Below are 25304 nucleotides of genomic sequence, written 5' to 3'. Positions count from 1 at the left end.
CTCAAGTCGCCGCGGTCTCAACGCAGGATCTGGCTGAGGAAGAGCTGGGTTCGCGGATGTTGCGGATTGGCGAAAAAGTTCGCCGGCGTATTGGATTCGATGATCTGTCCTTCGTCTATGAACACGACGCGGTTGGCTACTTCCCTTGCGAATCCCATTTCGTGCGTGACCACAAGCATGGTCATGCCTTCCTTGGCGAGATCGACCATGGTGTCGAGCACTTCCTTGACCATCTCGGGGTCGAGCGACGATGTGGGCTCGTCGAACAGCATGACCTTCGGATTCATCGTGAGCGCGCGCGCAATCGCCACGCGCTGCTGCTGGCCTCCCGACATCTGGCCGGGATATTTGTTGGCCTGATGAGGAATCTTGACACGTTCGAGAAACTTCATCGCCGCCGCTTCGGCGTCCTTCTTCGGGATATTGCGAACCCAGATCGGAGCAAGCGTGCAGTTTTCGAGCACAGTCAGGTGCGGAAACAGATTGAAGCTCTGGAAAACCATTCCGACCTCGCGTCGAACCTCCTCGACGCGCCGCAGATTGGGACCAAGTTCGATTCCATCGACGACGATCCGGCCTTCCTGAAATTCCTCGAGCGCGTTGATGCAGCGGATCAGCGTCGATTTTCCCGATCCTGAAGGTCCGCAGATAACGATACGCTCGCCGCGCGCCACATCGAGATCGATGTCCCGCAGCACGTGGAAGCTGCCGTACCATTTGTTGAGGCCGGCGATGGAAACGATGGCATTCGTGTCTGTCATGGCTAATCCCAGGCTCAGCTTCGCCGGTGCGCGTTCAGCCGGTGTTCGACGAACAGTGAATAGCGGGACATGCTGAAGCAGAACACGAAATAGATAATTCCGGTGAAGGCGAACCCTGTGAACAGCGTGGTCGGCGTCGCCCACGTTGGGTCTGCGAACGAGGCCCGCAAGCTCCCGAGCAGGTCGAACAGAGCAACGATCGAGACCAGCGAGGTATCCTTGAACAACGCGATAAAGCTGTTGACCAGTCCGGGGATGACATGCCGCAACGCCTGCGGCATCACGATCAGTCCCGTCGTCTTCCAGTACGACAAGCCAAGCGCGTGAGACGCTTCCGCCTGTCCGCGCGGGATCGCGGCCAGGCCGCCGCGAATAACCTCGGCATTATAGGCGCCGGCGAACAGCGCGACGCCGATCAACACCCGGACCAGACCATCGACGGTGAAGTTTCCGGGGAGGAAAAGCGGCAGCATGTAGGTCGCGAAAAACAGCACGGTGATTAAGGGAATGCCGCGCCAGAACTCGATGAAGGCGATCGAAAAAATCCGGATCAGTGGAATGGTGGAGCGTCGTCCCAGTGCCAGCGTGATTCCGATCGGTATCGACGCTACGATGCCGGTGACCGACACCACCAATGTCACCAGCAGACCGCCCCAGAGTCGGGTACCGACGACCGGAAGGCCGCCGCGATCGAGGTGCATCACCGCGATCACCAGACCAATACCGACGAACGTTGTCAGGCTGGTGAGCAGCGCGCGCCAGCCCGTGCGGAATGCGCCGCTCAGAAGAAAGAGCAGCAGCGAAACGATCGCAGCGGTACACGCAAAATCGGACCAGACCGGTTGACCGGAGTTTTGGACCCGATCGCGCAGCCAGATCAGGGGCCACGCCAGCGAGTTCAACGCATCGCCGATCCATGCAACGGCATTTCCCAGAAGCCACAAGGTCGAACCGATTCCGCCTGCCTCTCCTGACGCGGCGAGTTGCCGCCCGGCATTGCCCACGCCGTCAGCGAAGTTCGACAGAAAGCCGACGGTCCAACTCACGCCGAATCCACCGATGCCTCCGCCATGCAGCAGAAAAAATGCCACAACGGGAAAAGCGACAAAGAACAGGCCCGCGTTGAGACTTTTGGCAGGCAATCGCGGGATCAGAAGCGGCAGCAGCAAAACGGCCGCCAGCAGGAAGGTCAGATTCACCCGCCAGCGTTCGGGTTCGGGATAAAAGCCGTAGATAAACTGCGTGATTTTCGCTTGGACGAACGGCCAACATGCCCCGACGGAATGCCCCGCATCCGCAGCCAGACACGATGTCCGATCCTTGCCTTCCCAGACTGCGTCCACGAGAAGAAACTGGATCGTGGGGACAATGATGAACCAGAGCAGCAACGCACCCACGATGGTCAGCAGTGCATTGGTCGGGGTATTGAACAGACGGGTCCGCAGAAAGCCCACAAAGCCGATGGTTTTGATCGGCACGGGCCGCTCCGGAACAAGATCGGCGCGAACGAACGACAATGCGGGCTGATCGGTCATGCGCCCATGCTCCGCGCGACGCGCCAGCCGTAGAAGCTCATGATCGCGCTGGTCACCAGTGAAATCAGCAGATAAACGCCCATCGTGATTGCGATGATCTCAATGGCCTGTCCGGTCTGGCTCAGCGTGGTTCCGGCAAACACCGAGACCAGGTCCGGATATCCGATGGCGACAGCCAGCGACGAATTCTTGGTGAGATTGAGATACTGATTGGTCAGCGGCGGCAGAATGATCCGCATCGCTTGCGGCACCACGATCAATCGCAGCGTCGATCCGCGCGAGAGCCCGAGCGATGCTCCCGCCTCCATCTGCCCTTTATGAACCGAGAGGATTCCGGCACGCACGACTTCCGCGATAAACGCGGCCGTATACGTCGAAAGCGCGATGGCGAGCGCAACGAATTCCGGGGTCACGCGCGCTCCGCCGGAGAAATTGAATCCTTTGAGGACGGGCATCTCGAATGTGAAGGGTGCGCCGAAAACGAGTATCGCAATCAACGAGAGACCGATCAGCAGACCAGAAACGTAAGGCCAGACGACCACCGCTCGTCCGCTATGGAACCGTGCGCGGCGCGAATAGCTGCGCAGCAGCGCGGACCCTGCAATCGCGACGCCGATCGCAATCGCAAAGGCGACAAGCCCCTCGTGCCCGATCGGCTTCGGAATGACGAGACCGCGATTGTTGAGAAAGATACTGCCGAAGATCGAAACGCTTTGCCTTGGACTCGGCAGCGCCCCCAGCACAGCAAGATACCAGAACAGAATTTGAAACAGCAGCGGCAGGTTTCGGACCAACTCGACATAGCCGCCGGAAATGCGCGATATCAGCCAGTTCGGTGACAGCCGGCCAAGCGCCACCATAAAGCCGATGATCGTTGCGAAGAAGATGCCGACCACGGCCACCAGCAGCGTGTTGAGAAGGCCGACCAGAAACACGCGCGTGTAGGTGTCGGTCTCGGAGTATGGAATCAGGCTCTGGCTGACGCTGAATCCGGCCGTGCGCGACATGAAATCAAAGCCGGACGCGACATGCTGCGTCTCCAGGTTTCCTTGGGCGTTGGCCACGATCTCATAGCTGATCCATGCCAGCGCGGCGACGAACAACACCTGGAGCGCGAGTCCGCCCCAACCTGCCCTGCCCCCGAGCGCGCGCCGGAGCTTTAAGAACAACTGAAGCGGCGGTTTTCGAGGCTCGGCGGCCATCGCTGTTTCTGGCGCTGGCGCTAACGGATCGGCGGCGCGTACTGAATGCCGCCCTGGTTCCAGAGCCTGTTGAGCCCCCGCGCGATCCCGAGCTTCGAGCCGGCGCCGACGTTACGATCAAACGACTCGCCATAATTGCCGACGGCTTTGATGATGCGCGACACCCAATCCTTGGTCACGCCAAGCTGTTCGCCTAAATTGCCGTCGGTCCCGAAGACGCGTTTCAGTTCCGGGTTGCTCGATTTGGCCATCTCGTCGACATTCTTCTGGGTGATGCCGAGTTCTTCGGCGTCGATCATCGCAAACAGGGTCCACTTCACGAGATCGAACCACTGATCGTCGCCATGACGCACCATCGGCCCGAGCGGCTCCTTCGAGATCACCTCGGGCAAGACCGCATGATCGGCGGGGTTGGAGAGCTTCAGCCGCTCGGCATAAAGCTGCGAAATATCGGCCGTAAACACATCGCACCGGCCTGATTCGTAGGCCTTGATGGTTTCGTCGGCCGTGCTGAACGCGATGACCTCATACTTCATCTTGTTGCTCTTGAAGTAGTCGGCAAGATTCTGTTCGGTCGTGGTGCCGGTCTGGACGCAGACAGACGCGCTGTTCAATTCCAGCGCCGAATTGACCTTGAGCGATTTCCTGACCAGAAAACCCTGTCCGTCGTAATACGTCACGCCGGTGAAATTTGCACCGAGCGAGGTGTCGCGTGAGAGCGTCCATGTCGTGTTGCGTGACAGCACATCGATCTCGCCGGATTGGAGGGCGATAAACCGGTCTTTGGCAGACAGCGGAACGAATTTGACCTTGGTCGGATCGTTGAACACCACTGCCGCGATTGCGCGACAGATGTCCACATCAAGGCCGGTCCAGTTGCCTTTGTCATCAGGCGCCGAAAACCCCGGCAACCCCTGGCTCACGCCACAGGACAACATGCCTCGCGCCTTGACTGCTTCGAGCGTGGTCTTCGCCTTCGCGGAATCCTGTGCGGATGCCGATTGCAACGAAAGACCGGCGGCGATAGCGAAGATGACAGCAAGTACGCATTTCATGGCAATGCCTTTCAGGGACATCAATGGATTGTCAGTTCGTTGCCGTTCGGACGCTCGGTTGAATTCGGTCGATCGATTTGTTTTCCTCCACCAGGATCCCGGCCAAAGACAGACTTTTGTCGATCAGCCGAGGTTGAGAACAGATCGAAACTCGCAGCGGGCCTCTCAACATGCGGTCAGCAGAGAGTTGGATTTCATCACAGAACGAATAGTGTTTCGATTCTAACATTCGCATCCCGTTTCAGCGAGTGTGTTGCGAATGTTAGAATCGAAGGAGCACTAGCAAATATAAGCTGCTCGTGGAGTGAATTTGACATTCGCATCCGGAACGCGCGGCTAGTGTGGTGGTTCAGACGTTCGCTTCATTTTCTCTGCAAGTCCTTCCAGCGAACGTGTGAGCCTGTACCACACTAGATCGGGACACCAAGTGGGTCGCGAATGTCAAATTCTCTCCACTGGCGGGCAGGGTCAAGGGGTTGACGAGGGTCTTCCCCTTCCTGTTACTGGTGAAATCACGCCGGAACTTAAGATCCGGCAAAGTTCGAGGCAGCGCGTCAGCGGCAAAATGCCTCCTTTTGCAGCGGCGAACAGATGACCTTCTCAAAGGACGACGGACCGACGGATTCGCTTCATGCGGAAACCAGACTGGTCGTTTCGGGTCGAGATACCGAGGCCCAGAAGGGGTTTGTCAATCCGCCCGTCGTTCGCGGTTCGACCGTACTCTACCCGACCGCCGGTGACCTTCACGCCCATCGCGGAGAATTCCATTACGGACGGCACGGCACGCCCACTACCCGCGCCTTGCAGGATGCGTTGACGGCGTTGGAAGGCCCACAGTGCGCAGGCGTCGGCCTCGTTCCATCGGGGGTGTCTGCGATCTCCACCGCGCTGCTGTCAGTGCTGAAGGCCGGCGATCACCTCCTCGTCTGCGATAATGTCTATCGCCCCACGCGAAATTTCTGCGACGGGCTCCTGGCGCGTTACGGAGTCGAGACCACCTATTTCGATCCGCTGGCCGGTTCGGGTATCGCGGCGCTGTTCCGGCCCAACACCCGCGCGGTCATGGTCGAGGCTCCGGGTTCCCAATCCCTGGAGATGCCCGACGTTCCGGCGGTCACCGCGGTCGCGCACGCGCGAGGAGCGCTCGTGGTCGACGACAATACGTGGGCCACTCCCCTATTCCGCAGGGCGCTCGAACAAGGTGTGGACATCAGCATTCAGGCGGCGACCAAATACATCGGGGGACATTCCGACATCATGTTCGGAACCATATCCGCCAACGCCAACGCGTGGCCGGCCGTCGCCGAAACGATCAGGCTGCTCGGCGTCTGTGCGGGACCTGACGATGTGTTTCTGGCATTGCGAGGACTGCGGACACTCGCAGTCAGGCTCGCGCATCACCAGCAAGCCGCGATCGACATGGCGCAGTGGCTCGCGAGACGGCCGGAAGTCACGAGGGTCCTGCATCCGGCGCTGCCGGACGATCCCGGCCACGCGATCTGGAAGCGCGACTTCACCGGCGCATCGGGACTGTTCAGTATTGTCCTCAAGCCCGCGCCACAACAGGCCGTCGATGCGCTGCTCGATACGGTGAAGCTGTTTGGCATGGGTTACTCGTGGGGTGGCTTTGAGAGCCTCATCATTCCCTTCGATTGCGCCGCGTATCGCACCGCGACGACCTGGGCACCGGGCGGCCCGACGCTGCGGCTCCACATCGGGCTGGAGAGCGTGGACGATCTCAAAGCCGATCTCGACCGCGGATTTGAAGCCTGCAACGCCCGGCGGTGAACCTCTCTGACTCGCTTGATCACGTTCATGATTTTGAATCGAATCGATCCAAAATCATGAACGTGATCAATTTCAATATTTAGAGCGGGATGCGGGCGGAAAACCGCTGCACACTTTTCCTCATCCCGCTCTGGCGGACGCTTTTCGTCAGCTCGTTTGTTCGGCCTGCGGCGAAACACACGAATAAAGAGATTGATCCGCCGCCGTTTGCCGATAGCCTGACCCTTCGACTCCAATTCGTTGACGGGAAACTTATGGGAAGCCTTGTTCTTCTCGATCTGATGGGTGGTATCGCGCTTTTGCTCTGGGGCCTTCATATGGTCCGGAGCGGAATCTTGCGCGCCTTCGGTCCGGACCTCCGCCGATTTCTGGGCAAAGCGCTTCGCAATCGTTTTGCCGCGTTCGGCGCCGGCCTCGGTCTCACCGCCCTGCTCCAGAGCAGCACCGCCACTGGCCTGATTACCAGCTCGTTCGCGGCGGAAGGTCTGGTAAGCCTTGTTCCGGCGCTCGCGATCATGCTTGGCGCGAACGTCGGAACCACGCTGATCGTTGAGGTGCTGTCGTTCAATATCTCCGCCGTCGCGCCGATCTTCTTCGTGGTCGGACTGGTGGCGTTCCGCAGCGGCGCCCGCACGCGCATCAAGGACGTCGGCCGTGTCTTTATCGGCCTCGGTCTGATGCTGCTGGCGCTCCATATTTTACTTACGACGCTCGCGCCGGCTGAAAATGCGCCGGGCGTGCGGGTTTTTCTCAACGCCATCACCGGCGACCCGGTCCTGTGCATCCTCATCGGCGCCATCGTGACCTGGGCCGTCCATTCCAGCGTCGCGACCGTTCTCCTCATCATGTCGCTCGCCTACTCCCAGTTCGTTTCGCCACATGCGGCCTTCGCGCTGGTGCTCGGCGCCAATATCGGCAGCGCCGTCAACCCCATCGTCGAAGGCGGCCGGCGTGATAATCCCGCGAGCTATCGGCTACCGCTCGGCAACATGCTCAACCGGCTCATAGGAGTGCTGCTGGTCGCACCATTTCTGCGACCGATGGTAGACTTCATGCTGGCATGGCAGCCGAACCTCGCCACAGCGACCGCGACGTTTCACATTGCATTCAACGTTATGACCGCAATCCTGTTTATCGGCCTGCTCGACGGCTTGGCACGCCTGCTCGAGCGGCTTCTGCCCGAAAGGGTGTCCGAGGCCGATCCGTGGCGACCCCGCTATCTCGACGAGAGCGCGCTGGAAACGCCATCGCTTGCGCTCGCCGACGCGGCGCGCGAAACGCTGCGCATGGGCGACCTCGTGGAAGCCATGCTGCGCAAGGTGATGGATGCGATGATGACCAACGACAAATCGCTGGTGGATCAGGTTTCGCGGATGGATGACGGCGTCGACGGGCTCGATGAAGCTATCAAGCTCTATGTGACCAAACTGACCCGCGGCAGCCTCGACGAATGCGAGGGGCATCGCGCGATGGAAATCATCGCATTCGCCATCAACCTCGAACATATCGGCGACATTATCGATAAGAATCTGAGCGATCTGGCCACCAAGAAAATCAAACACCGTTTTCAATTTTCGCCCGAAGGCGCCAGCGAGCTTTCGGCATTTCACAAGCGGACGATGGATTCGCTTCGTATCGCCTTCGGCGTCTTCATGTTCGGCAATGTCAATGGGGCCAGCCAGCTCATCGCGGAGAAAGTTGCCTTGCGCGACCTCGAACTCGCAGCCACCGAGCGGCACCTTGACCGGTTGCGCGAGGGACGCCCCGAAACGATCGAGACCACGTCGCTGCATCTCGACGTCCTGCGCGATCTGCGGCGGATACATTCGCACATTTGCTCGGTCGCCTATCCGGTTCTGGAGGCCGCAGGCAAGCTCCCGGCTTTACGGCAGGGTGAAACCGATTTGCTCGGGATTTCCCCGCCAGCGCATCCGTCCACGCACTAACCGGACACCACCCTCAGCTCGATGATTGGCGTCCGTTGAGCATGATGAAGTAGACGTTCCGGAAATAGACGACAAGGCCGAGGGCCTGGCCCGCAATGAACACCGGGTCTCGCCGATACAGGGCGTAAGCCAGAAGAAGAGTGCCGCCTCCGATCGAGAAGAACCAGAACGCGACCGGTACCACGCTCTTCCGCGCGCGTTCGGATGCAATCCATTGCACGACGAACCGCATGGTAAAAAATCCCTGCGCGACAAAACCGAGAATGACCCAGCCGTCGAACTTGGTGACGAACACGTCATAGAGATAGTTCGTCAGCGTCCCGATGATATCAGTCATGACGCAATACCTCGGTTGCGACCGGCGTCGAATTCTTGCGGCGGATCAGCCACCACACCCCGGCGAGGTCCATGATTCCGATCCACAGCCGATCGAAAAAACCATAGTTCGACACGCCGGAACGTCGTGGCCGGTCGATCACGTCGACATAGGCGATGTCATAGCCCTCCCGCCGCACCAGCGCCGGAAGAAACCGGTGCAAGCCATCGAAGTAAGGCAAGGACAGGAACACCTCCCGCCGAAAAGCCTTCAGTCCGCAGCCGGTGTCGCGGGTGCCGTCGCTCAGCACCCGGCTTCGCACCTTGTTGGCGATCCGCGACTGGAATTTCTTGAATCCGGTATCCTTGCGGCCGACGCGCTGGCCGGCGGCAAGACCGATACGATCGCCGCCGTTCTCGATTGCGATTATCAGGTCCGGCAGAAACGCCGGATTGTTCTGGCCGTCGCCATCCAGCGTCGCAACGATCTTGCCGCGCGCCGCGCGCACCCCGGTGCGGACCGCCGCCGATTGTCCGGATGACCTTTCGTGGCGGATCTGACGCAGGTTCCCGCGCTGGGTCATAATCCCCGCCAACCGCTCGGCGGTCGCATCGGCGGAGCCATCGTCGACGTAGACGATCTCGTAGGCCCATCGGCCGTCGAGCGCCGCAGCGATCTCGTCAACGAGGGGCGCGACATTGTTTGTCTCGTTGCGCACGGGCACAACAATGGAAACCGTCGGCGCTGTCGCGCTGGTGGCTGACATGTCGTCGTTCATCGTCCGATTGGTCCGCTGGTCAGAGCCGCGCCAAACTGGTCTGGCCGCGTCCGCTTCTTATGGCGCGAACAGGCCGCGGGCAACCCTTTTGAAATGGTCCGCTTCGACGCGCGGAGAATGTGATGGCGGCCGTGCCAATCGCAGGAACGATTGTCCGGCGAACGGAAAGACACCGGCAGCGTATCGCTGCACCGTGCTAACGCCCCGGATATCCTAACGTGTTCCCTCCGAGCGGAAGATGGCGATCGAAATCGTCTTGCCCTGCGAAAAGTTGTAGCCGTCGATGCGCGTGGCGACGTTGTAGCGCAAGCCGATCGCTTCGGCGCGCTGTGCGAAGGCCCGCTCGGAGCGCGATTCGACGAGCGCGAACCGGCAGCTTCCGTGGCCGAGGAAATCGGCGGCGCCGGGACCATCGGTCAGCAGCGTCGACGTTCCCGTCATAAAGACCAGACTTGGCTCATGGTAGCCCGCCGCCGCTACCTTCGGCCCGACGCACACCACGTTTCGTAGCGCGCGCGCGATTTCCGGACTCGGGAACAGCGGTGTCAGTGCCGCGACAATGATCCCATAGACGGAAACGCTCAGGAACAGCGCCGCCATGACCGCATTCAGCAAGGAACGTTCCGCATTACGGTCGTCATAGAGCCACCACGCGAACAGTCCGGAGATCAGGGCCGCGGCGGCAAACGGCCATGCCATAAAGACCGGCTGGCGCGTCAGGGTAATGGTCGCGATGACCGCAAGCACCAGGGTGATCGCGGGGATGGCAAACCACCATGCGGCGCCCTTCGTGAGCCACGACCGGGACAACACGCCGCGCTCCAGCGCGTAAACCGACAGGATCGCGATCGCCGGACACAGCGGCAGCACATAGTGCGGCAGTTTGGTCAACACCAGTTCGAACACGATCCACGACGGAACCAGCCACGCGAGCAGAAACCGCACCCCCGGCTCCCGGCGCGCGCGCCAGACCGCCGGCGCCGCCAGCCCTGCCAGCGGCGCGCCAGGCCAGAACGTAATCCAGAACAACAGAAAATAAGTTCCGGGCGGCGCTCCATGTGATTCCTGAGCCGCGAGCTTGCTCAGCATGTCGCCGCCAATCGAGTCCGCGAAAAACGTATCTCCGGCGCGGAGGAAAATCGCAACGAACCACGGCATGACGAGAACCAACATCCATATCAGCCCCCAGACGGGCCGCAGACGCTTTAGCCACGACGCCGAGCGATCGAGAATGGAGACGGTCCCGATCGTCAATCCCACGAACATCAGGATCAACGGCCCTTTGAGTAAAATTCCCCCGGCGAGTGCGGTCCAGAAGATCGCCGGATGTATCCATGACGGATGCTCCAGGTTCTCGCGCCGCTGCGACGACAGATAGATCCGCGCGAGCGCGCCCATCGCTGCGACAACGGTCAGCAGCAGCATGGCGTCGGTCTTTGCGAGCCGCGCTTCCACCCCCAGCAATACCGAACTGCACAGGATCAGCCCGGCCAGAACAGCGCAGCGCCGCCCCACGAAAGCGAGCGCCGCCCAGTAGGTCAGGAGTACCGCGCCGATCGCGCCGATCAGGGAGGGTACGCGATACAGCCAGATACGGATTTGCGCTCGCGGGAGTCCGAGCGACGACGCCGTTTCCACCGCGGCTGCCTGCAACCAGTAAATGCCGACCGGCTTCTTGTAACGCACCTCGTTCTGAAAGCGGATGTCGACGAAATCGCCGGTCTCGACCATCTGTTTGGTCGCCTGCGCGAAACGGGGCTCGTCGCGATCGATCGGCGGGATGTTGAAGAAGCCGGGCAGAAAGAACATTAGACCGACGATCGTCAGAAACAGCGCCGACCTGATGTGGCTGGTAGTGACAAAATCGATCACGTTCGCAAGGCCCCGTCCCACATTCACCGGGTTCTTCGGCTCGCGCGATTGTCCAAATCGGGGACGGGGAAGGGTCTCGGCCATGGGTTTCGCATACGCTGAAGCCAACGCAGGGACAACCGCTTAGCCGGTCAATATTGAATTCTGACGGTAACTGTGTCCGCGCTGCCAGCCGCGTCCATCACCGTCAGACGGACAAATCCCGGTCCCGGGGGATCGATGGTCCGCTGGCGACGGCCGTCGATCTCCCCGACCGCAACCCCGTTGACCAGCATCGTCATCGGCAAAATGCCACCCGCCACTTTCACCGGTAGCGCGGAGAGCTTTACTCCGTGCCCTCCTCCGGCATCGATCCGCGAACCGTTCAGCGGAAACTGGATATGGAGCGTGTGCTCATTGCCGGTTCGGATGAGTTCACCCGCGGGACGAAACCGCCGCAAGGGAAGCGGGAGCTTTGCATTGCTGGCGATCAGGGTTCCTCGCGGGGCTTTTGGCAGCGGCACGAGCAACTTGCCGGTGCGAGCGAAAGCATCGAATAAAACCGGCGCGGCTGCCACGCGCCCGACAAGACCCGGCACCGGCGCGCCGTCCGGGCGTCCGACCCAGACGCCGATTGTCATGCGGCCATCGAAGCCGACTGACCACGCATCGCGATAGCCGTAGCTGGTGCCGGTCTTGAAAGCGATCCGGTTCCGGACCGCGTTTTCCGGCGGCGGCGTCCCCAAAAGAACGTTGCCGACCTGCCACGCTGCGACCGGATCCAGCAGTCGCAAAGGCTCCTGAACGCTGCCGCCGCCGCGCTCGATTTCACGCAAGGGCATCACGCTGCCCAGCCTGGGGATGCCGGAATAGGCCTGCACCAGATCATGCAGGGTCACCCCGACGCCGCCGAGTCCCATCGCCAGACCCGGGGCTTCGTCCTTCGGAAGCACGAGGTCGGCGCCCGCCTGTTTCAGCCGCGACGACAACCGACTGGCGCCGACCCGGTCGAGCAGTTCGATTGCCGGAACATTGAGTGACAATTGCAGGGCGCGGCGCACGGCCACAGTGCCCTGGAATGTCATGTCGAAGTTTTCTGGCGCGTAACTGCCGAACCGGACCGGGCGGTCGTCGATCAGGCTGTCCGGGTGAACGAACCCGTCTTCAAACGCCAGTCCGTAGATAAACGGCTTTAGCGTCGATCCCGGCGAGCGCACGGCCCGCGTCATGTCCACCTGCCCGGCGCGTCGCTCGTTGAAATAATCTGCGGACCCGACATGGGCCAGCACGTCGCCGGTGGCGTTATCAACCGCAATGATGCCGATCGAAATGTCCGGCCCGAGCGCCGCCGCGCGGTCGCGCGCCAGCGCTTCGAGCGTTCGCTGCAATCCGGACTCGAGCGTGAGTCGGATGACACTGGAATCCCTGACCGTCGCTTGGGCCTGATCCGCCGAATGCGGCGCCAGCATCGGAAACGGTCTCCGCATGCGTATGACCGGCACAGTCTTGGCTTGCGCTGCATCTTCCGCGGAGATGCGCGATTCCTCGACCATGCGTGCGAGCACGCGGTCGCGTGCGGCGCGCGCAGCAATCGGGTGCCGGTCGAGACGCCGCCTTTCAGGCGATTGCGGCAGGGCCACGAGCAGCGCCGACTCCGCCAGCGACAGCCGCTTCGGCTCCTTGCCGAAATAGGCAATGGAGGCAGCGCGAATGCCTTCGAGATTGCCGCCGTACGGTGCCAGCGCCAGATACAGGTTGAGGATTTCATCCTTGGAGAGTTCGTGCTCGAGCTGGAACGCGCGCACCATCTGATGCAGCTTGGCGTAGATCGAGCGCCGGCGGCGCGGCTCCATCAGCCGGGCGAGCTGCATGGTGATGGTCGATCCGCCCGAGACGATGTGGCCGCTGGTCAAGAGTTGCAGCGCGGCGCGCCCAAGCGCGAGCGGATCGACGCCTGTGTGCGAATAGAAACGCTGGTCCTCATAACCCAGCAGCAGGTTGATATATCCGGGATCGACATCGGTCCTGGCATTGACCGGCAATCGCCAGCGGCCGTCGGCCATGGCGAAGGCGCGCAGCAATTTGCCGTTGCGGTCGAGTACCGTCGTCGAGACCTCGCGCGCCTTTGCCAGCGGCAGCGGCCCTAGCGAGACGATCCAGCCCGCAACCGCGCCGACGGTTACGACAACGACAATCGCGACGATCGCCGCCGCCAGCTTCATCCGCCGCCAGCGGCGCGGCCGTATCCTCGTTGCCATGGTGTCGGATGCGGTCATTTCGCGGGACGCACCTCGACGCGACCGGTGCCGGTGCGGCCGTAGCGCGAGGGATTGTACATGTCCTCGACATAGGCTTGCGGCAAAACGTACTTGCCAGGCGACACCGCGCGCACGACGTAGGCGACGGTGAACACCGCCTTGTTGTTACCGGCGCGATCGAAGGCCGCGGTGAACCGATCGTCGCGGAATTCCGTGTTGACCGGCTCCTGACCCTCCCCGATCCAGTCGAGCGTGCCGGTGTCGCCGGACGAGACCAGGTGCGGATTGTCGATTTCGAAACCTGCCGGAAGATAGTCGGCCACCATGATGTGACCGTATTCCGGCTTGGCCTCGGTGATCCTGAGAACGACGGCCAACCGGTCGTTCTGCCTGGCCTGCGTCGGATCCGCCGGCGTTCCATCGAGAGTGAAATAGTTGCGCTCGATCTCGAATCCGTTCGAGGCAGCCGGTTCCGGGGTCACCGGCGCGCCGGCCACGGAAATCACCGCCTGCACCGGCGCATCGCCGGTGTTGGCGATCTTGATCGGCTTGTCGGCCATCTCGGCTGCCTTGTAGCTGCGATAGAGCGCGGTTTTGACCGGTGTGCCATCGACATCGAGCGACATGGATTCTTTCGCAAGCGCCCTCGCCGCCAAAACCAGCCACGCGTTCTCCTGCGTCGAGGTAAAGGGCGTCAGCCCCCGCGCCGCCTCGACCCGCTGCACCGCCTGCGTCACCGTAGCCCGCGGCGCGTTGCCCTCGCTCGCCAGCGACACCAGCGCCGCGGCATCGCGCAGGGCCGAGCCGTAGTCCGTCCGTCCGAATTCGATGACCGGTTTGGGCGTCAGACTTTCAGCCGCCGCCGCATACACCCGTTCCGCCCGCGTCCGGTCGCCGACCAGCGCCAGCGCCGCGGCCAGTTGCGCCTTGGCGATCGGTGTCGCCAGATTGTTCAGCTTGGTATCGGCCAGATAGCGCAAATCCGCGATCGGGGCGGCGCCGTTCCTGGCGAGAACGTAAAGTCCGTAAGCCAGATCGCGGCCGCCGTCCTTCTCCGGTTCGGAGGCATTCACGACCGAGTTGCGAATGCGATCGAGCGCGCTCCTGAACAGGGGATCGGGAACCGCAAATCCCTTCTCGCGGGCGCGGGTCAGGAAGTCGGTGACATAGGCGTCGAGCCACGCATCGCCGCCGCCGGATGACCACAAGCCGAACGAGCCATTCGAGCCTTGCCGGGCCAGCAGACGGTCGATCGAGCTTTTGATGCGCTCGTCGATGCCGGTATCCATCGCGAGGTGTGCTCCGGCCGCGAGATCGTTGACATAGAGCAGCGGCATCGCCCGGCTGGTGATCTGCTCGGAACAGCCGAAAGGATAACGATCAAGGGCTTTCAGGACGCTCGCGGCATCCAGCGCGGACGACAGGCCAACAGACATCGACACCCCGCCTGTCCCCTCCACGAGGTCGGAGAACATGTCCGAGGTCAGCGTCAGGCTCTCGCCTTTTGCCAGCGTGCGGACCGAGCGTCGGGCCAGTATCTGGGTCGCGGGCTTGACGTCGAGATCATAGTGCCGCGCCAGCGTCAGGCCGTTCGGCCCCCTGATATCGACATCGAATTGCGCTGTGCCGGCGGAGCCGCCAGCATTGAGCGTCAGCGCCGTCGAGTTGCGCTGCCTGGCCGCGAGCGTGACCGTGGTCGCGGGATTGCCGACCACCGTCACGGGCCCCGAGGTCTTGACGTTGATGGTATAGTCGCCCGGCGCACCCTCGACGTTGTCGAGATCGAAGCTCATGGTGCCCTGGTCGCCGGTTAACAGGAAGCGCGGCAGGGTCGCCGTCAGCACGACCGGATCGCGCACGGTGACATCGACCGTCGCACGGCCAAGCTTGGTCGCGCTCCAGGCAACCGCCATCACCCGCGCGGTGCCGGCGAATTCCGGAATGTCGAAGCTGATCTCGGCCGTGCCGTCCGCGGCCACCGTGACGATACCGGAATAGAGCGCGAGCGGCTTCTGCGTCGGCGGGCTGCCCTGCAACTCCATTCCGGCGGAATCGCCGCCGGTCCTGAGCTGGCCGCGTGTTCCCTGCATGCCGTCGATCAGTTGCCCGTAGAGATCGCGGATTTCCGAGGTCATGCGACGCTGGCCGAGATAGTAGTCGTCGGGCGCGGGCGGCTTGTAGTTGGTGAGGTTGAGGATCCCGACATCGACGGCGGCAACGACGATCTTGGCGTCTTCGCCGGGGCTTAGACCGCCAATCTTCACAGGCAGCTTCAGCGTTGTCGATGGCCGCACCAATGCCGGCGGTGACAGGTTAACCGACAGAGTGCGCGCCGTCCTGTCGATGCCGAACCATTTGATGCCGATCGCCCGGCCGGGCATCCGCTGGGCGGCGACATCGAGCGGCCGCCGCAGCGTCGCCACCACATAGGCGCCGGTGCCCCAATCCTTGCCGACCGGGATTTTGACCTGCGACGTGCCTTTCTCGACATCGATGGTCCGGGTGGTCAGCAGCCGGTCGCCGAGAACGTTGATCGTGAGTTTGCCGGCGGCCCGGGCATTGACCGAAACGGTCATGGTGTCGCCGGACTGGTAATCCTGTTTGTCGATCGAGGTTTCCAGCAGATCGGGCGTGTCGGCGCTGCCGTCGGAATACCAGCCGACGTCGAACTGAACCGACGTCAGCGGACCGTTGGGATCGGACGATTTGACATCGAGCCGGTAGCGTCCCGGCTGGGGAGAGAATTCGATCCGCGCTGGCTTATTGGCGGCAATCGAGATATCGCCGTCGGCCACCCGCTTGGTCGATTTCACCGGCTCGTATTCCCAGGACGAATTCTGTCGATACCACTGATAGCGGCTCTCAAGCTTGAGCAGTTCGTAGCGCAGGCCTCCGCGCGCAAGCGCGGTGCCGTCCGGGGCGACGAAGGCGACATCGAAACCGGCCTTGTCACCTTCCGCGACGTTCTTGTCGGCAAACAGCGGCTTGACGCCGATCATGGCGGCGGCGGGGGCGACTGGGAGCACCAGTTTCCGCTCGACCGCGCGTCCGCCGGCCTCCGCCATGCGAACGAAGATCTGCGCTTCCTGCGGGCGGGTCGATGCCGGCGGCGTGGCGAGGCTGACCGGGAATGTGGCGACGCCGTTGGCGTCGGATTCGGGCAGGTTTTCGATCGGCGTGCGCTCGTTGCTGGTGGTCTCGTCGTCGGCGACCCCGAACTGATATCCGGCATAACCCGGGCGGCTGGCTGCGGGTGCCACCAGCATGTCGCCTTCGAGTTGCAGGGCGGATGCCGGCGCACCATAGAGGAAATGGCCGTCAACCTTAAGTTCTACCGGAGCTTGAGTATCGATCTGCTTCGCTTTGGTTGTTAAGTCGAATTCGATCCTGTCTGGTACATAGTCTTCGACCATGAAGGTGGTTTCGCCGACCGACGGCCCCTTCGGGTCGGTGAACGCGCGAACCCTCCACGTTCCGGTCGGGACCGCCGAATTGAGCGGCAGGGTCAGGCTTCGCCCGCCCGCGCCCTGATCGGGCAGCACGGCGCGGTGGAATTCCACACCGTCGGGCCGCTCCACCACCAGCGTCAGCGGTCCGCCGGTCACGGCGTTGCCCTGCCCGTCGCGCAGCAGCGCCGTGAGATAGACCGTCTCCCCGGAGCGATAGACGCCGCGCTCGGCGTAAACGAATGCGTCGGCCCCGGCAGGCACGGCTCGGCCCGACACACCGCGATCGGTCAAATCGAAGGCGCTCGACTTCAAGCTCAGGAATGCATAGTCGGCCTTGTCGGTGGTCACCGTCAGCAGCGCGGGCGACAGGCCGCCCTCGCCCCGGGCGAGACCCGGCTCGAACAGCGCATGACCGGACTCATCGGTCTTTCGGGTCGCAAGGATTTCATTGTTGCGTGCGATCAGGCGGACTTCCGCCCTGCCCACCGCATCGGTCGTGGCCAGCGAATTGACGAAGACATGGATGCCGTCATTGCCGGAATAGGCGGTCAGGCCCAGATCGGAGACGATGAACCACTGGGTCGCCAGCGAGCCGGACTCCTCGTCACCCGCCGAACCCGGCCCCTTGGGCGCGGCCGTCATCACGTAGACGCCTGGCTGGAGGTTTCCGAGCGCCTCATCGACGGGAAACGCAGTGGTCACATCGGCGTTCAGCGTGGAGGCCGTCGTAACCTCGCCCGACCAGACCTTGACCCCGCGCTCGTTACCGAGATCGGACAATTGATAGCCACTGAGCGTCTTCTGGAAGTCGCTGTCGATCACGGTGTTGATGAGATTGCGGTCGCCGATCCGGAATACCTGCACCGACACCGCCTGGGTATTCACACTGACCAGCGGAATGCCGCGCTGGCCGGTGCGCGGCAGCACGTAGGCGCGCCCGGTGAAGCGGACAAACGGTTTGCGATCCCGCACATAGACGTTGAATTCAGCGGATTTCGGCAGGCTTTCCTTGACGGTCGATGGCAGGCCGGCGCGCAGATTGATATTGTATCGCTCGCCGTGCTTGAGGCCCTCGACGCAAAGCTGCTTGTCTTCCGACGACAGCGCCGGCCGGTCCGCACCGGCGAGCGCGACGAACGGTGAAAAGTCGGTCCGCTTGGCAAGGTCCTCCGAGAACTGAAAGCAGACCCGCGGCGAGGTCGAATCCGAATCGACGGTGTAATCGAGCAGCCGGAAGCCGTGGTCGTCGCGCATTTTTTCGTACTGCTCGCGAACGTCGGCGACCTCCCGCAGATCAAGCGACAGACGCAACGTGTCGAGTGCCGGTCGCCACAGCTTGCGTTCCGAAAAGGCGCGTCCAAGAACCGCCAATGCATCCGCCTCGGCACCGGGATCGTTCGCCCGCTGATAGGCGATATAGGCGGCGGTGGAGGCCCGCTCCCGCAGGAAGGTCTGTTCCTGGCTCGTGGTCGGCTTGATCTGGAAAATCGTCCGCGCCAGCCGCAGCCAGTTGCCGCTATCGTCGGGTGCGACGGTCGCGATCTGGCCGAGAATCTGGAGGCCGCTGCGAAAATCGGATCGCTTGAAGGCGGCGTCGGCATCGGTCCGCAGCGTCGGGGCCGATTTGACGATGGTGCCGGCTTCGCTCTTGATCTGGGCCTCTAACTTGATCGCCGAGTCGGCGAGATCGTCGCGCTTGAAAGCCTTGTCCGCTGCCTGCGCCGAAACAAGCCCGATCGCCAGCGCCACACAGAGGACCACCGCACGAACCAAACCGGTCATGAAAGCTCCCTGCGCGGACAAATGCCGCCTAACGTTCCCGAATTCAAAGTCCGCCTCACTGCGCCTTCCGTAGCGAACGTCGGATTCGAAAGGATACTAGCAAACTTATGATTTGAGTGTGGTTCAGGTTCAAAGGTTGGCTTGGCAAACCCAAGGGCTTCGGACAAAACAGCGGGCGCCCGTACCGGTTCGTCGTCCGATCCATCAGAATGGTCCGGATCGGGGCTTGGCGCGAGGGCGGATTTTTCATATTGCGGTGATATGGCGACGTTAACGGTCCCGTAGCTCAACTGGATAGAGTAGCGGATTTCTACTCCGCGGGTTGCAGGTTCGAATCCTGCCGGGATCGCCACCATTTTTATAAAGACCGCCAGCAAGTGCAGGTTACCAGTGGAGTTTTTACATTCGCGTCCGGGACGTGCGGCCTGGGTCGCGAATGTCGAATTCACTCCACCAGACTCCACTAGAACGGAATGTCGTCGTCCATGTCGCTGCGGCGGGCACCGGCCGCAACGGCGCGGCGCGGCGTGCCGCCGGAGGGACTTCCGGACCCGAAATCGCCGCCGGAGTCGTCCGATCCGAAATTGCCGCCGCCGCTGTTGCGGCCGTCAAGCATCGTCAGCGTCGAATTGAAATTCTGCAGCACGACTTCGGTGGAGTATTTTTCGACGCCGTTCTGGTCGGTCCATTTACGGGTCTGCAACTGACCCTCGATGTAGACCTTCGCGCCTTTCTTCAGATATTGCTCGGCGACCTTGCAGAGGCCCTCGTTGAAAATCACGACGCGGTGCCACTCGGTTTTTTCCTTGCGCTCGCCGCTGGTCTTGTCGCGCCAGGTTTCAGACGTTGCGATCCGCAGATTGGCGATCGGCCGGCCGTCCTGGGTCCGCTTGATTTCGGGATCGGCGCCGAGATTGCCGATCAGAATGACCTTGTTCACGCTACCCGCCATCGCCGTTCTCCAATCTCCGGTCCCGATTTGCCAACACGCACAGGCGCCGCCGGTTCATCCCCGGCATCGCTCTTTGCGGCTTCGTTCTCGAGCCTATACTCCCGTCACATCGTCGAGACGGTCAATTGACGGGTTATCCACCGGTCGAATATACAATGTTCCATATTTGTTCTCAAGGCCGGCAATGCGAACAAAACTGCGGATCGGGCTTAGAAAGATTCCACGCTGGTTTCAGATAAATGGGCTTCGGGACGGATCAATTTGGCCCGGAGTGTTGCACTTGAGAGACGGCATTTTGCAACGGCGGGCGGTATAGTGCTTCACGAGTTTCAAACTGCCTATCCAGCGCTCGCGCCTGAGTTTGTTGAAAATAAAGCGGAAATCCGGGGAATCGCAATGAACAAGTTACTGATCGGGGTCGTCGGTGCTCTCGCCATTGGCCTCGGCGCCGTGCCGGCCACCGCGGCCGATCTCGCCCCGCGTCATTATACCAAGGCTCCTCCGATGATGGCCGCGATCTACGACTGGAGCGGCTTCTACATCGGTGCGAACGGCGGGTGGGGATCGAGCAGGAATTGCTTGACCCTGACCGATCCGATTGTAGCTAGCCCTAATGAAGGTTGCCACGACGCGACCGGCGGCACGGTCGGTGGCCAGATCGGCTACCGCTGGCAATCCAATAACTGGGTGTTCGGCCTTGAAGCTCAGGGCAACTGGGCCGATCTGAACGGCCGCAATGCCAGCCTCTTCAACCCTCTCGTCACCAACACCAGCCGTCTTGATGCGTTCGGGCTATTCACCGGCCAGATCGGCTACGCCTGGGATGCGACCCTGCTTTACGTGAAGGGCGGCGCCGCGGTGACCTCCAACCGCTATGGAAGGCTCGATACCGCGACCGGCACTCAGTTGACCGACAACGTCAACAACACGCGTTGGGGCGGCGTGGTCGGCGTCGGCCTTGAATATGGCTTCGCACCGAACTGGTCGCTCGGCTTCGAGTACGATCACATTTTCATGGGCAACAGCAACCACAACTTCATCAACAACGGCGTCGCCGGGGTGCCTGGTACGCTGTTCGCAACTGACAAAACCAGTCAGGATGTGGATCTCGTGACCGCGCGCATCAACTACCGCTGGGGTGGCCCGGCCGTTGCGCGGTACTGATCTTATCTGATCAATACTTCTCTCGGAAAACTATGAAAGGCCGGCTTTTCGCCGGCCTTTTTGTTGATCCCGCTGGTATCGGTATGCGGTCGCTGGAGGCCGCTACGAAAATCGGCGGCCGGCGGATATGACCGGCTTCCTCGCGATGAAATCGGTGATGATCGCTGACGCCCTCTGGAAATCGCCCGCCGTTCTATCTACGTTCCACAGATAGCTACACACAGCGCCAGCCTGGATTTCCTCGGTACGGCGCGCACGAACGCTGCGCCGCCGTCGCGGTCCGGAAAAGCCTGTCATGGATGAAGTCATCAAGGCGAAGCGGCAACAACCCGGTTCCGCCACACGCGCCATCACGATTCGCGGCGCTCGCGAACACAACCTGAAGAACGTCGATCTGGAAATTCCGCGCGACAGGCTGGTGGTGTTCACCGGCCTGTCCGGCTCCGGCAAGTCGTCGCTGGCGTTCGATACCATCTATGCCGAGGGCCAGCGCCGCTATGTCGAGTCGCTGTCGGCCTATGCGCGCCAGTTCCTGGAGATGATGCAGAAGCCAGACGTCGATCAGATCGACGGACTGTCGCCGGCGATCTCCATCGAACAGAAGACCACCTCGAAGAATCCACGCTCGACGGTGGGCACCGTCACCGAAATCTACGACTACATGCGGCTGCTGTGGGCGCGCGTCGGCGTGCCCTATTCGCCCGCAACCGGCCTGCCCATCGAAAGCCAGACGGTGTCGCAGATGGTCGACCGCGTGCTGGCGCTGACCGAAGGCACGCGGCTCTATCTGCTGGCGCCGGTGGTGCGCGGCCGCAAGGGCGAGTATCGAAAAGAGCTGGCGGAGTATCTCAAGAAGGGTTTTCAGCGCGTCAAGATCGACGGTGCGTTTCACGAACTCGCGGACGTCCCGGCGCTCGACAAGAAATTTCCGCACGACATCGACGTGGTGGTCGATCGCATCGTGGTGCGGCCGGACATCGGCCAGCGGCTGGCGGAGTCGTTCGAGACCGCCTTGAAACTCGCCGAGGGGCTGGCGGTGATCGAATATGCGGATGCGCCTGCGTCATCACCGGGCCGTACCGAGGGTGGGAGACCCGGTGGTCCAACATCTTCGAAAGAGATGGATGGCCGGGTCAAGCCCGGCCATGACGAGAAGAAAAAAGTCGCAAAAATCCACGACAAGAGCGGGCCCGAACGTATCCTGTTTTCGGAAAAGTTCGCCTGCCCCGTGTCCGGCTTCACCCTTCCCGAGATCGAGCCCCGGCTGTTTTCGTTCAACAATCCCTACGGCGCCTGCCCGAAATGCGGCGGCCTCGGCATCGAGCAGCATGTCGATGAAGACCTCATCATTCCCGACAAGGAACAGACGCTACGCAAGGGCGCAATCGCACCATGGGCGAAATCGTCGTCGCCCTACTATGTGCAAACGCTGACCGCGCTCGGCAAATTCTACAAGTTCACGCTGGACACCAAATGGAAGGACCTGCCGAAGAAAACGCAGACCGCATTGCTGCATGGCTCCGGCGACGACGAGATCAAGTTCTCCTACGAGGACGGCGTGCGCTCATACGACACCAGGAAGCCGTTCGAGGGCGTCGTCACCAACATCGATCGCCGTTTCCGCGAGACCGAAAGCGAATGGGCGCGCGAGGAACTCGGGAAGTATTTTTCCGACGTGCCGTGCGATGCCTGCAAGGGTTATCGGCTCAAGCCAGAGGCGTTGTGCGTCAGGATCGGCGGCAAGCATATCGGCGAGATCAGCGAACTATCGGTACGTCGCGCCGGCGAATGGTTCGAGACCGTTCCGAAAATGCTGTCGGCGCAGCAGAACGAAATCGCCGGCCGGGTGCTCAAGGAGATCCGCGATCGGCTGTCGTTTCTGCTCGACGTCGGCCTCAACTATCTTACGCTGTCGCGCGCTTCCGGCACGCTGTCCGGCGGCGAGAGCCAGCGCATTCGGCTGGCCTCGCAGATCGGTTCGGGCCTGACCGGCGTGCTCTATGTGCTGGATGAACCGTCGATCGGTTTGCACCAGCGCGACAACGCCCGCTTGCTCGAAACCCTGAAGCGACTGCGCGACCTCGGCAACACGGTGATCGTGGTCGAGCATGACGAGGACGCCATCCGCCTCGCCGATTTTGTGCTCGACATGGGTCCCGGCGCCGGCGTTCACGGCGGCCATATCGTCGCGCAGGGCACGCCGGCCGACATCATGAAAAACCCGAAGTCGCTGACCGGCAAATATCTCACCGGCGACCTGGCGGTCGAGGTGCCCGAGCGGCGGCCGCCGAACCATCGCCGCACCATCAAGGTGGTCAATGCGCGCGGCAACAATCTCAAGAACGTCACCGCCGAAATTCCGCTCGGCCTGTTCACTTGCATCACCGGCGTCTCCGGCGGCGGCAAATCCACGCTGCTGATCGACACGCTCTACAAGGCTATCGCGCGAAAGCTCAACAATGCCAGCGAAGGCGCCGCTCCTCATGACCGCATCGAGGGCCTCGAGCACATCGACAAGATCATCGACATCGACCAGTCGCCGATCGGCCGCACGCCGCGCTCCAATCCCGCGACCTACACCGGCGCCTTCACGCCGATCCGCGAGTGGTTCGCCGGCCTGCCGGAGGCAAAGGCGCGCGGTTATGCGCCGGGCCGCTTTTCGTTCAACGTCAAGGGCGGCCGCTGCGAGGCGTGCCAGGGCGACGGCGTCATCAAGATCGAGATGCACTTTCTGCCTGACGTCTACGTCACCTGCGACACTTGCAAGGGCAAGCGCTACAACCGCGAGACGCTGGAGGTATTGTTCAAGGGCAAGTCGATCTCGGACGTGCTCGACATGACGGTCGAGGAAGCCGCCGAATTCTTCAAGGCGGTCCCGCGCGTGCGCGAAACCTTCAAGACGCTGCATCGCGTCGGCCTCGACTATATCCATGTGGGACAGCAGGCCACCACGCTGTCAGGCGGCGAGGCGCAGCGCGTCAAACTCGCCAAGGAGTTGTCGAAGCGCGCGACGGGACGCACGCTTTACATTCTGGACGAGCCGACCACCGGCCTGCATTTCCATGACGTAAAGAAGCTGCTGGAGGTGCTGCACGAACTGGTGGCGCAGGGCAATACCGTCGTGGTGATCGAGCACAACCTCGAAGTCATCAAGACCGCGGACTGGGTGATCGACCTCGGTCCCGAAGGCGGCGACGGCGGCGGTGAGATTGTCGCCTGGGGACCGCCGGAAGACATCGCAAAAGCTTCGCGCAGCCATACGGGAAAATTTTTAAAGCCGGTGCTGGAGAAGGCAGGAATAATGCCGAAGCGGCGGGATGCCAGCGAGGCGGCGGAGTGACACCAATCGAGTCTGCGTATCAATCAGGCAATCGATAAGTGATTTTGACGATGGCTTGTCTGGATTTGGCCGGAAATCCTGCGCCCACGGTTGAAGTCATAATTGAGGAAAGCCTTACATCTATTTAGTCTCGTTAGGAAAATTTTACGTCACCTTCGAGCGGCAACAATAGATTCCGACAGGCTGAAAAGTGAGCCCCTCTCAAAAGTGAGAATACCCCAATCATGACAATTCCGTAACGCGCGTAGCGGAACTTGCCTCTTATCGCCACGTTGAGGTTCTGGAGCAAAGGCTCGATTTATTGGAAATCCGATACGGAGTTACAAATATGTTCAATTTCAAACCAGTATTGGCTGCAACAGTCATCGCACTTGCAGTGCCGCTGGCGACGACATCCCCAAGCTTCGCGCAGACAATAGGTCAGTACTCTGGCCTTGGCGGCGGTCACGGAGGTCACGGGGGCGGCGGTCACATGGGCCACGGGGGCGGCGGCCACATGGGGCGCGGTGGCGGCGGCGGTCACATGGGCGGTGGCGGTGGCCACATGGGTATGCGTCCGGGTGGCGGTGGCGGCCGACATATGGCCGGTGGTGGCTGGCACGGCGGTGGGCACCACGGCGGCTGGCATGGCGGCCACCACCGTCATTTCGGCGGATTCTATCCCGGCCTCGTCACGGGGTTCGGGATCGGCAGTGCATTCGCCAGTCCCTATTACTACGATGACTCCTACGGGTATTATGACGACGGTCCGGACGTTGAAGTCGTTCCGAACAGTGGCGACGCCGTCGCCTATTGCCAGCAGCGGTTCAAATCATACGACGTGCGCTCGGGAACCTATCTTGGTTACGATGGTCTGCGTCACCCCTGCCCGTAAACACGTGGCCGGGCTCGCGATTCGCGAGCCGTTGCCCTCAAATCCAGGAGCGGTGCCTTCGTGCACCGCTTTTGTTTTTAACGCTCCGTACTCCGTACACACGACTGTAATTCGAGCCCCGAGTTACTCTCTGGCATTGATTGAAGAATCCGGCGGAATTGACCGCCAGAACGCCGGTTATGACGACGCTGCGCTCTCGCCCAGGCCGGTTCGCCAGCTACGCCGCGGTGCGGCGCGAGTCGCGCTTAAAGCA

The 25304-nt window shown here is 61.7% G+C and carries 15 protein-coding genes and 1 tRNA gene; 6 read left to right on the top strand and 10 right to left on the bottom strand.

Annotated features, from left to right (window positions below):
* Nucleotides 1-17 precede the first annotated feature (17 nt).
* From V4R08_RS04415 to V4R08_RS04400, 4 genes are read right to left on the bottom strand one after another with little or no spacing between them, the layout of a single operon-like run.
* Nucleotides 18-761, bottom strand: coding sequence for an amino acid ABC transporter ATP-binding protein (locus V4R08_RS04415; RefSeq protein WP_335578223.1), 744 nt, complete (start codon nt 759-761; stop codon nt 18-20).
* 14 nt (nt 762-775) lie between these two features.
* Nucleotides 776-2296, bottom strand: coding sequence for an amino acid ABC transporter permease (locus V4R08_RS04410; RefSeq protein ID WP_335578222.1), 1521 nt, complete (start codon nt 2294-2296; stop codon nt 776-778).
* Complete coding sequence (locus tag V4R08_RS04405; RefSeq protein ID WP_335578221.1) at nt 2293-3498, bottom strand: amino acid ABC transporter permease; 1206 nt, start codon at nt 3496-3498, stop codon at nt 2293-2295. The genes V4R08_RS04410 and V4R08_RS04405 overlap by 4 nt, the downstream gene beginning before the upstream one ends.
* Before the next feature lie 20 nt (nt 3499-3518).
* Entirely contained in the window at nt 3519-4553 is a 1035-nt protein-coding gene (locus V4R08_RS04400) for an amino acid ABC transporter substrate-binding protein (RefSeq protein WP_335578220.1), read from the bottom strand.
* 591 nt (nt 4554-5144) lie between these two features.
* Here V4R08_RS04400 and metC point away from each other — a divergent pair.
* On the top strand, nt 5145-6341 hold the full coding sequence (gene metC, locus V4R08_RS04395) for a cystathionine beta-lyase (RefSeq protein ID WP_335578219.1): 1197 nt from the start codon (nt 5145-5147) through the stop codon (nt 6339-6341).
* Between the two features lie 254 nt (nt 6342-6595).
* Nucleotides 6596-8287, top strand: coding sequence for a Na/Pi cotransporter family protein (locus V4R08_RS04390; RefSeq protein ID WP_335578218.1), 1692 nt, complete (start codon nt 6596-6598; stop codon nt 8285-8287).
* Between the two features lie 13 nt (nt 8288-8300).
* On the opposite strand, the gene V4R08_RS04385 is transcribed toward V4R08_RS04390, so the two are convergent.
* The 5 genes from V4R08_RS04385 to V4R08_RS04365 all read right to left on the bottom strand — a co-directional run bounded on the left by V4R08_RS04385 (nt 8301) and on the right by V4R08_RS04365 (nt 18721).
* Nucleotides 8301-8624, bottom strand: coding sequence for a lipid-A-disaccharide synthase N-terminal domain-containing protein (locus V4R08_RS04385; protein WP_335578217.1), 324 nt, complete (start codon nt 8622-8624; stop codon nt 8301-8303).
* Nucleotides 8617-9381, bottom strand: a complete 765-nt coding sequence (locus V4R08_RS04380) for a glycosyltransferase family 2 protein (RefSeq protein ID WP_335578216.1) — start codon at nt 9379-9381, stop codon at nt 8617-8619. Before V4R08_RS04380 ends, V4R08_RS04385 begins: the two co-directional genes overlap by 8 nt.
* A 213-nt stretch (nt 9382-9594) precedes the next feature.
* The gene (locus V4R08_RS04375) at nt 9595-11337 is read right to left on the bottom strand and encodes an ArnT family glycosyltransferase (RefSeq protein ID WP_335578215.1); all 1743 of its coding nucleotides are present in this window, start codon (nt 11335-11337) and stop codon (nt 9595-9597) included.
* 47 nt (nt 11338-11384) lie between these two features.
* Nucleotides 11385-13508, bottom strand: coding sequence for a penicillin-binding protein 1C (gene pbpC / locus V4R08_RS04370; RefSeq protein WP_335578214.1), 2124 nt, complete (start codon nt 13506-13508; stop codon nt 11385-11387).
* Nucleotides 13505-18721, bottom strand: a complete 5217-nt coding sequence (locus V4R08_RS04365; RefSeq protein ID WP_335578213.1) for an alpha-2-macroglobulin family protein — start codon at nt 18719-18721, stop codon at nt 13505-13507. Before V4R08_RS04365 ends, pbpC begins: the two co-directional genes overlap by 4 nt.
* A 275-nt stretch (nt 18722-18996) precedes the next feature.
* Here V4R08_RS04365 and V4R08_RS04360 point away from each other — a divergent pair.
* Nucleotides 18997-19073, top strand: a tRNA-Arg gene (locus tag V4R08_RS04360).
* Between the two features lie 111 nt (nt 19074-19184).
* Here the strand turns inward: V4R08_RS04360 and V4R08_RS04355 are convergent.
* A complete protein-coding gene (locus V4R08_RS04355; RefSeq protein ID WP_335578212.1) occupies nt 19185-19673 on the bottom strand; it encodes a single-stranded DNA-binding protein in 489 nt (162 codons plus the stop codon).
* A 396-nt stretch (nt 19674-20069) separates the two neighbouring features.
* Here V4R08_RS04355 and V4R08_RS04350 point away from each other — a divergent pair, with 396 nt between their 5' ends.
* From V4R08_RS04350 to V4R08_RS04340, 3 genes are all read left to right on the top strand, one after another.
* A complete protein-coding gene (locus V4R08_RS04350) occupies nt 20070-20837 on the top strand; it encodes an outer membrane protein (protein ID WP_335578211.1) in 768 nt (255 codons plus the stop codon).
* A gap of 295 nt (nt 20838-21132) precedes the next feature.
* A complete protein-coding gene (uvrA, locus tag V4R08_RS04345) occupies nt 21133-24177 on the top strand; it encodes an excinuclease ABC subunit UvrA (RefSeq protein ID WP_335578210.1) in 3045 nt (1014 codons plus the stop codon).
* 328 nt (nt 24178-24505) lie between these two features.
* The gene (locus V4R08_RS04340; protein ID WP_335578209.1) at nt 24506-25051 is read left to right on the top strand and encodes a BA14K family protein; all 546 of its coding nucleotides are present in this window, start codon (nt 24506-24508) and stop codon (nt 25049-25051) included.
* Nucleotides 25052-25304: the final 253 nt, after the last annotated feature.

Source organism: Nitrobacter sp. NHB1, assembly GCF_036964665.1.
In the GTDB taxonomy this organism is placed as follows: Bacteria; Pseudomonadota; Alphaproteobacteria; order Rhizobiales; family Xanthobacteraceae; genus Nitrobacter.
This window is presented reverse-complemented; position numbering and strand designations above follow the sequence as displayed.